Raw genomic sequence first — 12,249 nt, forward strand, 5'->3', positions numbered from 1 at the left:
GAAAGACGGCGCTCGTCACCGGTCCCACCAGCAACCGTCAAGGCCCCGTTCTTCCTCACGCAGGCGCTCGTCCCCACGATCGTGGACAGTCGCGGGGCGATCGTCGACCTGGGTGGCGCGCCGGGGGCGGGTTTGGGGGGTGTGGGGTTAGGGGAGGTCTCGGACGAAGACGGGTTTGAGGTGGGGGTGGGGGAGTTGTTCGGGGAGGGTTTCCCAGTCGAGGACGGTTGAGACGACGTTGCCGGGGTTGACGGTGGCGGTGCGGGCGAGGGAGAGGGCGTCCGGGAGGTGGGTGCGGACGTTGTCGCGGGCGATGCGCAGGGTGACGCCGGTGAGGTACATGTCGAGAAGGGGGAGTTCGCCTGGACGGAAGTGGTTGCCCGCGCTCTCGCAGAAGCCTTCCGGTGTCAGGGAGCGGAGCGCCAGGGCGAGGGCGTCGACGCGGCCGGTCGCCTCCACGGCCAGGTCGAAACCGTGCGGTATCGGGTCGATCTCCTCGGCGGTGCGGGCGCCGTAGGACGCGGCGATCTTACGGTGCTCCGGGTCGGGATCGACGTACAGCACGTCGGACGCGCCCAGCGCCCTGGCGATGTCGCACACGTACAGGCCGATGCTGCCGCGCGCGATGACGAGGACGCGCGCGCCCGGCCGGGCCCGCAGATGCGGCGCGACGAGCCGGTAGGACAGCGGCCAGTTGTCGCTCGCCGAGGCCAGCGCGACGGGGTCGAGGTCGGACGGCAGCGGCACCAGCATCGCGTCCGCGTAGGGCACGTGGACCAGGTCGGCGAACAGGCCGCCCCACGCGCCGCCGATCGGCGCGCCGTACATCGCCATGTGCGGCACCGCCGTGCAGTGCGCCGTCAGCCCGGCGGCGCAGCGGTCGCACCCGCCGCACGAGATAGCCCACGGCACGACGACGAGGTCGCCGGGCACAACACCCGCCGCGTCGCCCGCGTCCACGACCCGCGCGACGCACTCGTGCCCGATCGGGAACGGCGGCACGATCGGCCCGTACCCGGCGAGGATCATCGAGTCGACGTCACACGGCGTCGCCGCGACCGGCGCGACGACCGCCTCCCGCGCCGACGCCACAACGGGATCCGCTGCCTCCCGCCACTCGACCGCCCGCCGCCCCACATAGGTCAGCTCCCGCACCACGCCACCTCCAGCCCACCGAGCATTCCTATGACGCTCGTTATAACCGGAGCCTAGGTTATAACGGACGTTATAATCAAGGCGACCGCCAGCAAGCCCCGGCCTCAGCGAGGGTGGTCGTAGAGGGCGGCGGCTTGGCGGGTGGCGGTGGCGAGGCGGGTGCGGAGTTCGGGTGGGGCGAGGGCTTCGGCTTCCGGGCCCAGGCGGAGGATCATAAAATAGGCGATTTCCCAGGATTCGACGGGGATCGTCGCGGTGATCCAGCCTTCGGCGTCCGGCGGGGTGGCGGTGGCCAGGGTGGCGGAGGCCGCGGCGGGGTCGAGGATGGTGGTCAGGTGCTCGGCGGCGAAGGGGCTGAGGCGGACCAGGGCGTGTTCTCGGTGCATGGAGCGGGCGAACTCCTCGGAGGCCGCGTCCCAGTAGGCGGCCAGGTCGAATTCCGGGTCGCGGAGGAAACGTTCTTCGTCGGCCTTGGCGCTCTCGAAGCGGTCCACGCGGTAGGAGCCGAAGCGGCCGGACGGGCTGCGCGCAGCGACGTACCAACGGCCCGCCTTCAGGACCAGGCCGTGCGGCTCCAGGCGGTGCTCCCGGGTGCCGCCGCGCGCGGCGTAGCGGGCCCGCAGGACCCGGTCCTCCCACACCGCGCGCGACACCTCGCCGAGCAGCGGCGGAGTCTCCGGTCGCCGGAACCAGGCGGGCGCGTCGAGGTGGAACCGCCGTGTCGCCGCCGCGGGCGCGTCGCCCAGGACGGCGGCGACCTTCAGCCGGGCGGCGAGCGCCCGCCCCGCGAGGCCCATCTCGCGGAGCGGGCCCGGCAGCCCCGCCAGGTGCAGCACCTCGGCCTCGGCGCGGGCGAGGCCCGTGAGCCGGGTCTGGTAGCCGTCGACGAGCCGGTATCCGCCGCCGCGTCCCCGCTCGGCGTACACCGGCACGCCCGCCTCGGCGAGCGCCGCGACGTCCCGCTGCACGGTCCGCTCGGAGACCTCAAGCTCGGCGGCGAGTTCCGCCGCCGTCATCGCGCGCCGCCCCTGCAACAGCAGCAGCAACGCGATGGCCCGGCTCGCCCGCACCCGCCGTCGCCCCGGTCAGGGCCGGGCGGCCGGGACGAGTGCGGCGAAGTCGGGCGCGTAGACCGTCATCCAGTGCGGGTGCAGCCGGTAGCAGACGACGCCGTTATTCCAGTCGAAAGCATCGGCGCCGTAGAAGGACTGGAAGTAGGCGAGCACCTCCGGCCAGTCCTCAGCGGGCTCGCCGCCTACGGGGTTGAGGATCTCGACGGTCCCGTGTGTGAACACCCCGAGGTCCTCGCCGCGCAGGTGCGCCGCGCTGGCGGCGGGGCGCGCCGCGAGGTGACGGGCCTTCGCGGCACCCAGCGCCGTCCCGAAATGCCACTTTCCATGGAGAAAGTGGCCGTCCACTCCGCTCACCCGAGGCTCCCCCTTCGCCGTCACCGTGGACAGCGCGAGCGTGCACATCCCCGTCAGTACCTGAGTGAGCTGCTCCGCCGTCAGCGTCCGCTCCCCGTTGATGATCGAACGAAGATGCTCCGTGGACCGCGAGAGCGACCGCTCAAGCAGCCCCTCCAGCTCCCTGAGCTCCGCCACCGTCTCGAACACAGGACCCCTCCCGTCAGGGCGACGCCCACCGCCGCCCGCACGACCCACCCTCCCCCAAAAACCCGACACCTCATGTCGTCTTTCGGCGGCGTTGTGGGACGGCGGTGGGACGGCGGGTGGTCAGACGCGCTTGAAGGTGTGCACCGACTTGATGGTGGTCCTGGGGCCGTCGGCTTCCAGGACGAGCCTTAGGGTCTTGGAGGTGCAGGTGTACTGGCCGAACGTCGGGAGGAAGGGGTCCTCGATCCCGGTGCGGTAGATCTTGGCGAGTTTGGCGGTGCCCGTCGGCTGCTTGCCGAGGAAGCTGGAGATCGTCGCGTTGCCGGTGCCCGTCTTCGGCCTGAGCGTAAGGCTGCCCGTCTTCTTCTTCCCGATGAGGGTGGACTTGAAGGTCACCTTCTTCTTGAAGACGTCGGTCACCTTGTAGGGGTCGCCCTCCGCTACGCCCTTGGTGACGACCTTGGCGGCCTTGGAGAAGTCGTAGGTGGCCGACTTCTTCGTGATCGTAAGCCGCGTGCCCGTACCGCCCTTCGCGTTGGCGGTGACCTCGTTGATGTGGCTCTTCAGCGTGTACTTCGTGAGCTGCCAGGTGCCGACGGCGCAGGGCTTGGGCGCGGCGGAGGCGGGCGCCCCGACGGCGAGGACAAGGCCGACCGTCAGAGCGGCGGCGGGGACGGCGGCCGTGACCAGCCTGAGCGGGGTGATGGACAAGTCAGATGCTCCTTCTTGCGGCGACCGGTGGCGGGGGCACTGGTCTGTCAGACGACGGCCGCCCCGAAGAAGATCGGACGACTTGCGTTGACACCCGCGTAACGGGTCAAGTAGCTTTCTGGTCCACCCACATCATATTTAATATTTTAAGGGAGAAGCACCATGGGCCGACTCGCCGGCAAGGTAGCGATCATCACCGGAGCCGCGTCGGGCATGGGCGCCGCTGACGTGCGGCTCTTCGCCAAGGAGGGCGCGAGCGTCGTCGCCACCGACATCCAGGCCGACGCCCTCACCAAACTCGTGTCCGAACTGACGGACGCCGGCTACCCCGTGATCGGCCTCGTCCACGACGTCACCGACCCCGCCCAGTGGCAGGCCACCGTCGACAAGGCCGTCGAGACGTACGGCGGCATCGACATCCTCGTCAACAACGCGGGCCTCCCGGGCGACGCCGTCACCTGGGACGACGCGACGCTGGAGAGCTTCGACGGCGTCATGAACCTCAACGCGCGGGCCCACTTCATCGGGATCAAGGCCGTCCTCCCCCACCTGGAGGCGCGCGGCGGCGGCTCCATCGTCACGATGTCGTCCATCACGGGCCTCATCGTCTGGCCGGGCCTGCACCCCGCCTACTCCCCCTCCAAGGGCGCGAGCCGCCTCCTCACCAAGTCGGCCGCCGCCGACCTGGGCCGCCGCAACATCCGCGTCAACTCCGTCCACCCCGGCATCATCCACACCCCCCAAAGCGACCACGTCGTCTCCAACGACGACGCCCTCGCCCAGGTCCTCCCCGCCATCCCCCTCGGCCGAGTCGGCCAACCCGAAGAAGTCGCCAACCTAGTCCTCTTCCTAGCCAGCGACGAGTCCTCCTACATCACCGGCGCCGAATTCGTAGCCGACGGCGGCTACACCATCCTCTAACCCCTTCTCCACCCCAACGCGGGGACCGACTGAAAGTCCGGCAGCCGCCACCGTCGATCGGCATCCGAGGTTGACGACGGAACCCCGCGGGGGTCAGGGCGACCTGGCCAAAGCGAGAGTCACAGCCGAGCCAGAGGCGATCACGTATCTCGTGGACATCCCACCACGCCCGGCCTTCAACTCACGCGTCCCAGAAGTCAGATGGAAAGAGAGCCGTCAGCCTGGGAAGCCGCCGAACGGTCTCCCGCAGATCAGCGACATCAAGATGCGACTGGGATCCGAAATCAAGCCTCGGAGTTTCATCAAGAGAATCCGGATACGGGGGAAGACTAACGCCACGCGCTGAGAGCTTAGCCGCAACTCGATCGAAAGCCGCCCACGCCACAGCACCAAGCCCCTCCATATCCGGAAAATCAGAATCCTTCACCTCGCCTATCGGAATGCTCGACAGTCGGACGATCTTAGAATGAAGCGCGAGCGAATCGGCGTCAACAAGAGCTGATTCATACACCGCTCGGCCCTGTCCGATAAGCCACATACGGAAGTCACAGAACAAATCCTGCGAACATTCGCCTCCATAGATCACACCTGCCGCAAGCCAGAGTTCCCACACCAGCGCGAGGTCTGCGGCCTCCAGAAACCGCCTGTGAAATCCAACAATCTTCGAAATAGGCAGTTTAGAAAGTTCTTCTTCGAGAAGAGCGAACATATCTTCGTCGCTAGACGAGGCAATCCTGACCCTGTCGACAATTTCCCAGAATTGGTCTTTTCCGAACTCCACCAAGGAGATCGGTTCAGAGTTATCAGCCAATTCCCCGACCCGTTGTATCATTGCTGTTCCCGTCTAACGAAGTTCGTAGAAAGTTACGCTTGGACCATAACTACCCTCGTCCTCCGTCCGCGTCAGAACACAGAAGTTCCGATCCGGAAACTCACTCCGGAGGCCACGCCGCCAGGAGGAGGCGATGTACTCGACCACCACGTTGGCGAACTCATACTCAACCTCCTCCTGCAAGTTGAAGAAATCCCGCAGATTGACCCGGTTGAAAACGTCCTCAATTGCCGAGATATCGATCGAACCAAGCCTCGAACACCTCTTCATTGAACGCAAATTTCACAAAAACCCCTCCTATAACACACAAACTCAGGGCTGGCCACCCATAGCGCGGCAACGAAATCGGCAAGCGAGACGTTGACCATTGTATAAAGCTTCAGACCGAACCTTCTATCGGCCGAGAACAGCGCTTTCACCTGCGGAAGGTCATAAAAATCCATATAACAGCTCCAGGAGACACAGTATATTTCTCACATGATGCAGACCATGCACCATCGAGTCGGGACAGGCATCCTGGAGAGCTCTTCTTCGATAAGCGCGAGAGTATCTTCGTCGCCAGACGAAGCGACCTTCGCATACAGCAGGAGCAACTCCGACGCAATAAGTGGCATCGATACACGAATCCACCCGGCACCTGGCACCTGGCTAACCCATGATGAGCACATTGACATACTCAATACTGTCCATCGTCTGCCCGCACGACCAAATGAGGTTCAAGAATTTCTCTAGATACCCAAAGCGGGCTAAACGTAGATAACGATCTTTGTGATAGAATCATAATCGCCACTTCTTGCACCCGGAAGCAGAATTTTCCTATTCGGAACTGTCACGCACCACCCAATCCCGAACGGCGCTCAGGGCAGTTTGCAACTTGTCGCGACTATCGACCTTCCGGTATTCGCATCGGGCCTCATCAGTAGCCACTGTGATCATATCAAGCTCAGATCGCCCATCCTCCCAAATAACGATTTGACCCATAAAATTTGGACCCTCCAAGATCCAACTGACGGATCTTGGAAATAGACCTTCCGGCGACTCTTCGAACCGAGACACAATAGTGGTCCCCTCCCAAGAGTTCTGAGCCTCGCGGGTCCAGCCACGAGCGGCAACCAACAGCTCAGAGCCTATCAACATGCCCCGCCTCCACCGAGTCGGATATTCTTCGCTTTTGGCAGTTCGAGCGCAGGGTGCCCGTTTTTTACTTCACGTCGAGAGAAAATAGTGCTTGGTCCTGACATCTTATAATCTCCGGGCCGACCACCCTGGATCAGAGTCGACCGTGGCACATCAAACTCGACATATATAGAACCCTTCCACGTGGGCTTATAGGCATCTGGACTTGCCGGGTAGACCACATATGTGAAGTCACCCCTACCTGGTTGCACCATTCCTGTACGAAGCATCTTGCCGTACTCATCTTGCCTCATCCAGCGTCCGACTGTGACATAACCGTCTTCCCCATCGTTGTGGACGAGGACGGCCGTGGGACCGGCGAGGGTGTAATAGGTGTGGGTGGTGGTGATGGTTAGGTTGTGGACTTGGGTGGGGCGGGTTTGGTGGGTTATGGCGGTGATTTGGGCTTGGGTGCCGGTGGAGAGTTGGAGCCATTGGCCGGGGTTGAGGTCGGCGGCGTCGGTCCAGGCGGTGAGGGCGGGGACCCAGAAGGGGTGGTTGTCGGTGGCGGTGAGGGTGGCGGTCTTGGAGCCGCGCGGGCCGTCGACGTCGATGGTGAGGGTGGTGAGGTCCTTCTTGCCGGAGCCTTCGATGGTGGCGACGACGGTTTGGGGGGTGTTGGTGCCCGAGGTGACGTCGCCGGCCAGGACCTTTTCGCCGACCCTGATGTCCTCGATCGGTTTGGTGGAGCCGTCGGCCATGAGGACGAGGGTGCCGGGGACAAAACTGTTGTTCACCGGGCAGGACACGCCGTTGCCGTTGTTGTTGGGCTGGCTCTTCGGTTTCGGGCCGCGGACCGAGAGAAGGTTCTTGCCCAGGTCCCCGCAGGACTTCCAGTTACCGCCCGCGCACCTGTAAGTGTTGCCGAGCGGGTCGAAGGTGGTGGAGCCGGTCAGGCCGCCCGTCTCGGCGAAGTTGGCGATGTCGTCGAAGGGCGCGTCGAGGTAGGCGGACACCCCGGTACCGGTCGAGCCGCCGGAGCCGTTCGGTGTGCCGATGCCGAGCAGCGTTGCATAGGGCGTGCGGGTGTAGGTGCTGGAGCCGCCCCGCTGCTGGAGACGGTTCTGCCGAACGCGTCGTTCCAGGTAGGTCTGGGTGGCGCCCGGGAGTGTCGCCTGGGTGATCTGTGCGGTGGTGAGAGGTGTGTGAACTCGTTGGGGGGGTTCTGGAGAGACAGGTAGGGAAACATCGTCGAACGAGGGTCTTCAGTGAATGACGCCGACATCATCACCGACTCGCTCCCCCGACCGGAGTCCTTCGCGATTCTGTTCGACAGGTATGCGGGCAGCCTTTACCGGCATGTTTCGCGACGGCTGGGGCCGGTGGTCGCGGAGGACATCGTCGGGGAGACCTTTCTCGCCGCGTTCAGGAAGCGTGCGAAATTCGACACGCGATACCAGGACGCCCGGCCCTGGCTCTTCGGAATCGCCACCAAACTGGTCGCACGGCATCACCGCGACGAGATCACGCGGTACCGGGCGTGGGGACGTTCCGCGCAGGATCCGGGCTACGAGACCTCCGCCGAGGACGCGGTCGCCCGGAGCGTCACCGCGGGCTCGGCGCGCGGCGCCCTCGCCAAGGCGCTCGCCGGGCTCTCCGCCAGCGACCGCGACGTTCTCCTCCTGGTCGCGTGGGCCGACTTCTCTTACGAGGAGGTAGCCCAGGCACTCGGCATCCCCGTCGGCACCGTCCGTTCGAGGCTGCACCGTGCCCGCCGCAAGACGCGGGCCGCGATCGGCGCCAACCCCATGCACGAGGAATACACCCATGGATGACCTTGAAGTTCTCCGCGCCGCCGGCGCGGAACTCGAACACCGGCCTCCGGCGAGCCTCGTGCGCCAGCGCGACAGGCTGTCCAAGGCCGCCGGGAAGCGCTCCTTTCCGAAATTCACGGGCTGGCGGCTGGCCGCGACCGCGGCGACGACCGCCGCGCTGATCGGTGTCCCGACGGTCCTCCTTCCGGACCACGGGCGACCCGCCGGACCACGACTCGCGGCGCCCGCCCAAGAGAGCGGTGCGCCCAAGGAACGTCAAGTCGACCCCTCAGAATGGCCTGCACAGGCACCGAGACCGGACCAGTTCGTCTTCATCGAATCCGTCCAGACGACCGAGAACTGCACGACCGACCAGGCGACCTCGTCCACTTCCTGCGCCCCCGGACCGAACGAGATCCGACGGGTCTGGAAATCGGCGGACGACTCCGGACCCACCTGGATCTCCATGGAATCCTGGCACCGCGTGACGAAGGTCCCCGGCTGTGTCGACGGCGAACGCAAATACAAGACCCATACCGAAAAGTGCGCACCGGTGCCCGCCGACCTGAGTGGGCTACCGCGCAGCGTGACCGGGCTCTCCGCCTACCTCGACCGCCGGAGCAACGGCGGACGGCCCGCGCCCGAACTCCGGTTCAAAGCCGGAATCGACGCCTTCCAGGAGGCATACCTCCCCCAACGGCTCAGAGAACGCCTCGTCGAGGCCATCAAAGCGGGGGCGGGCATCTCCGTCGACAAGGAGTCCACCGACATGCTCGGCAGAAACGCGATCGCCCTGTCCTACACCTCGCACGACCAAAAGGTCGAACTCCTTCTCGACCCGCTGACCCACCAGCGCCTCGGCCTGAAACACACACTGGTCAAACCCGAAGACGGCAGACCGGCCGGCACGGTCCTCCACGAGTCCGCCGTCCTCCGCATCGCCTACACCCACACCCCCGGCGAAATACCCTGACCACCGCCTATCCGACGGCTCCACCGATCAGCCCCACCAGACCCGCCCCCCGTCGCCCTTCAACCGCTCGGCCTCCACAAGGTCGCCGTCGCGGGGGGCGGTGGTGTTCAGGCGGAGAGGGTGTTCAGGGTGGTGAAGACGACTAGGTAGGCGACGGCGGCGAGGGGCACAGCCGTAACGAGTGCGAGTCCGCGTTCTCGGTGGTTCTGGGCGAGTAGTAGGCAGCTCAGGAGGCCGATTGTTGTGCATGCCCAGAACTGTGGGAGGTAGTCGAGGACCAGGAGGTAGTGGACGCCCTCGGCCCAGAACACTCCGGCCAGCGCGCCGACTCCCAGCGCTCGTCGCATCGGGTTCCCCGCCCGACAGTAGGCTCCGGCGACTCCGAAAAGTGGGCCGGCGACGACGCCCATCGTCAGCCAGACCAGCGGAAAGAACAGGCTCCCCATTCCGTCGCGCGCGAACTCCGCATATCCGTAGTACCCCACAACAAGGCCGACCTCCACCAACAGCCCGGCCAACGCCGCGCCCACAAACGAAACCTGTCGCCCGACCAACGCCCCGGCGCCGAACGCCACAGTCGCCCACACCGCGCCCGAGTTGGCCATTTGATCCCACCCGCCGGGCAACCACCCCTGCCCGAGATTGGTCAACACCCCAAGCGCCACCCCGACCCCCAACGCCGCCAACCAGACCGACCCCACCCGGCCCCCGGCCGTCGCCACAGCGCCCACGCCCGCCCCCACTCTCAAAGCCCACTTCCCCACATGTCCCGCAAAAGGCTACCCAACCAGCCCAAACCCATCCCGGGCGTCGGAGAGCCGGGACGGAGGCTCGGTGTGACGGACTCGTGGCGGTTCGCGGCGGGCGCCTGGCGAGGGCGGACCGGGCGTGCGGGCGGTGAGCGGCGCTGGCGGGTGTTCAGGCGGGGGTGAGGGAGAGGTGGGGAGGATGAAGGCCATTATTTCGGCCTCGTGGCGCCATGCCTTGTAGCGGTCGGAGGGGCCGCTGTGGCCGGCGGCCATCTCGATGCGGAGCAGGATCGGGCTCGCCCTGGTAGTCGACGGAGTAGGCGAGTAGTCGGCCATCGGGGCTGGCCTTCAGGGTGCCGAGGTTGAGGTAGTCGTGGTCCTTGGCGAGTGCGTTGAGGTTGAGGCGGGCGCGGATCTCGGCGTAGATCTGCTCCGTCAGGGGCCGCTGCGGCGCCAGGACCGCGTCGGCGTAGGCGTTCTCCGCCTCCAGCAGCGGGATCAGGTCGGGGTCGGCGGGGTCGCGTAGCCACTGGTACTCGTCGAGTGCGCCGTCGTTTACGACTGACCCGCCGGGGTAGGCACGCGGAAGCGGGATCCGCTTGGCGACCGGAGGCGCGGGGAGTTCGGGCACCACCTCACCCTAGGGGTGGCCGTTCGGCGGCGGCCGGTGTTGGTGGGGTCAGGTGGTGATGAGGGCGAAGGTGAGGATGAGGAGGAGGTAGCAGAGGAGGACGGCGATGGTGGTGGTGACGTGTTGGGGTTTGGTGGTGTCTTGGGCGGGGGTCAGCCAGGAGGTGAGGGCTCGGTTGACGAGGGGCATGGCCAGCCAGGTGAGGACGGCGATGCTCAGGACGTTGCCGATGAAGAGGCCCAGGTATTCGGGGACGCCGGCCTGTTGGAGTTTTTTGCCGATGGTGAGGTTCAGGATCATGACGGTTGGATAGAGGGCCAGGAGGACCGACATCGCCTGTTTCCAGTTGGGCGGTATGGTGCCCGTTGTTTTGTCGTCGAAGCGGAACCAGCCGCTGAAGGACGAGCGGACTTTCTGGACGTCGTAGTCGGCTATGCAATTTGATCCCTCGGCCAGGAGCTTTCGGCGGGAATCGGATTCGAGCCAGGCGTCCAGGTGTTCGCGGGTGTCGAAGCGGACGGCGGCCACCCATTTGTCCTGGACACCGGGGACGGGTTTGAACAGTTCGAGTCCCATAAAGCCGGGGAAGGTCTCCTGGGCTTTGCGGACCCGGCTCTGCCAGCGGAGGAAATCGTGTTCGCGGCCCCGCCGGACGTCGTGCGAGATGACGGCCGTGATGACGTCGTGGGAGGGCGCCTGCCCGGCCAGGACCTCCTGGTGGGGCGCCTCGTCGAACAGGTCGCGCGCCTGGTCGAGCAGGCTCTGCCGGACTCTGGAATCCAGCCACGCCGTCAACCGGCCGACGTCGGCGAAGCGGTACACCACCACCCAGACGTTCTCCCCTCCGGATTCGGGCCGGTACACCTCCGTGTCCTCGAATCCGGGAAAACTCCGCGCGACGCCGTTGACCTTTTCCTGCCAGCGCCGGTATTCGTCCTCTCTGCCTTTCCCGACTTTCAGGGAGATGACCACGGTGGCCGCATTGCCGCCGAGTTCTGGACCTGCGCCGGTCTTCACGTCTGCTAGCCTAGGCGAAAGAGGAAGGGAGGACGGTAAAAGAGGCGGAAAGGAATGCCGACCGGAGGTTATGGCATGAAGCAGAAAGAACTCCTGAGCGAAGCGGTGCACCTGGCGATGGAGTCGGTGGAGAAAGGCTGGGGCGGCCCGTTCGGCGCGGTGATCGAGCGGGACGGCGAGATCATCGCGCGCGGCCAGAACCGGGTTCTGCTCACCGGTGATCCGACCACGCACGCGGAGATCGAGTCGATCCGCAAGGCGGTCCAGGTCCTGAATCCGCTGGCGCCGACGATCCCCGAGGAACACCAGGACGAGTCCACGCTCGCGTACATGCCGCGCCCCGAGGACTCCCCCGACCCGCTGCCCGAGCGGGCCCGGATGCTCACGGGCTGCTCGATCTACATCAGCGGCGCCCCGTGCCCGATGTGCATGAGCGCCATCTACTGGTCAAGGATGGACGCCGTCTACTACAGCTGTGATCTGGAGGCGACCCGCAAGATCGGGTTCGACGACGCCTTCCAGTACGAGGACTTCCAGCGCCCCCTGGACGACCGCAGGATCACCGTCAAACAGATCCACCCCGAAATGGGCGCCGCCGCCTACCAGACCTGGACCGAGAAGCCCGACCACCACGCCTACTGACCCGCCTACCGCCGTCGCGCTGCGCCTGGCGGCTGCGGCCGCGACGGCTTCGGGTCCAAAACTCCTCACCGG

General features: G+C 65.9%; 13 protein-coding genes. 4 read left to right on the forward strand and 9 right to left on the reverse strand.

Features of this window, described 5'->3' with window-relative positions; translation table 11 throughout:
* Positions 1-147: 147 nt before the first annotated feature.
* From LO762_RS28090 to LO762_RS28105, 4 genes are all read right to left on the reverse strand, one after another.
* Positions 148-1,155 carry a zinc-binding dehydrogenase gene (locus tag LO762_RS28090; protein ID WP_230619137.1) on the reverse strand — a complete coding sequence of 336 codons (1,008 nt, stop codon included), beginning with the start codon at positions 1,153-1,155 and terminating at the stop codon, positions 148-150.
* 104 nt (positions 1,156-1,259) lie between these two features.
* A complete protein-coding gene (locus tag LO762_RS28095) occupies positions 1,260-2,225 on the reverse strand; it encodes a YafY family protein (RefSeq protein ID WP_230619138.1) in 966 nt (321 codons plus the stop codon).
* 15 nt (positions 2,226-2,240) lie between these two features.
* Positions 2,241-2,771 (reverse strand): pyridoxamine 5'-phosphate oxidase family protein, encoded by a 531-nt coding sequence (locus LO762_RS28100; RefSeq protein WP_230619139.1) that lies wholly within the window; start codon positions 2,769-2,771, stop codon positions 2,241-2,243.
* Between the two features lie 120 nt (positions 2,772-2,891).
* Positions 2,892-3,482, reverse strand: coding sequence for a hypothetical protein (locus LO762_RS28105; protein ID WP_230619140.1), 591 nt, complete (start codon positions 3,480-3,482; stop codon positions 2,892-2,894).
* Between the two features lie 162 nt (positions 3,483-3,644).
* Between LO762_RS28105 and LO762_RS28110 the strand changes: the two genes are divergently transcribed.
* Positions 3,645-4,403, forward strand: a complete 759-nt coding sequence (locus LO762_RS28110) for an SDR family NAD(P)-dependent oxidoreductase (protein ID WP_230619141.1) — start codon at positions 3,645-3,647, stop codon at positions 4,401-4,403.
* 181 nt (positions 4,404-4,584) lie between these two features.
* Here the strand turns inward: LO762_RS28110 and LO762_RS28115 are convergent, their stop codons facing one another.
* A complete protein-coding gene (locus LO762_RS28115) occupies positions 4,585-5,184 on the reverse strand; it encodes a DUF4240 domain-containing protein (RefSeq protein ID WP_230619142.1) in 600 nt (199 codons plus the stop codon).
* A 1,181-nt stretch (positions 5,185-6,365) separates the two neighbouring features.
* Positions 6,366-7,367: a Hint domain-containing protein gene (locus LO762_RS28120; protein ID WP_230619143.1), complete on the reverse strand. Its 1,002-nt coding sequence runs from the start codon at positions 7,365-7,367 to the stop codon at positions 6,366-6,368.
* 252 nt (positions 7,368-7,619) lie between these two features.
* Here LO762_RS28120 and LO762_RS28125 point away from each other — a divergent pair, with 252 nt between their 5' ends.
* Together LO762_RS28125 and LO762_RS28130 are read left to right on the forward strand one after the other, a co-directional pair.
* The gene (locus LO762_RS28125; RefSeq protein WP_230619144.1) at positions 7,620-8,186 is read left to right on the forward strand and encodes an RNA polymerase sigma factor; all 567 of its coding nucleotides are present in this window, start codon (positions 7,620-7,622) and stop codon (positions 8,184-8,186) included.
* Positions 8,179-9,138, forward strand: a complete 960-nt coding sequence (locus tag LO762_RS28130) for a hypothetical protein (RefSeq protein ID WP_230619145.1) — start codon at positions 8,179-8,181, stop codon at positions 9,136-9,138. The genes LO762_RS28125 and LO762_RS28130 overlap by 8 nt, the downstream gene beginning before the upstream one ends.
* Positions 9,139-9,245: 107 nt before the next feature.
* Here LO762_RS28130 and LO762_RS28135 read toward each other — a convergent pair whose 3' ends face one another.
* The 3 genes from LO762_RS28135 to LO762_RS28145 all read right to left on the reverse strand — a co-directional run bounded on the left by LO762_RS28135 (position 9,246) and on the right by LO762_RS28145 (position 11,535).
* Entirely contained in the window at positions 9,246-9,869 is a 624-nt protein-coding gene (locus tag LO762_RS28135) for a DUF6518 family protein (RefSeq protein WP_230619146.1), read from the reverse strand.
* Between the two features lie 187 nt (positions 9,870-10,056).
* Positions 10,057-10,518 carry a hypothetical protein gene (locus LO762_RS28140; protein WP_230619147.1) on the reverse strand — a complete coding sequence of 154 codons (462 nt, stop codon included), beginning with the start codon at positions 10,516-10,518 and terminating at the stop codon, positions 10,057-10,059.
* Between the two features lie 48 nt (positions 10,519-10,566).
* Entirely contained in the window at positions 10,567-11,535 is a 969-nt protein-coding gene (locus LO762_RS28145; RefSeq protein WP_230619148.1) for an antibiotic biosynthesis monooxygenase, read from the reverse strand.
* 75 nt (positions 11,536-11,610) lie between these two features.
* Between LO762_RS28145 and LO762_RS28150 the strand changes: the two genes are divergently transcribed.
* Entirely contained in the window at positions 11,611-12,177 is a 567-nt protein-coding gene (locus tag LO762_RS28150) for a nucleoside deaminase (RefSeq protein WP_230619149.1), read from the forward strand.
* The last annotated feature ends 72 nt before the right edge of the window (positions 12,178-12,249 follow it).

This window comes from Actinocorallia sp. API 0066 (assembly GCF_020991275.1).
Classification (GTDB): Bacteria; Actinomycetota; Actinomycetes; order Streptosporangiales; family Streptosporangiaceae; genus Actinocorallia.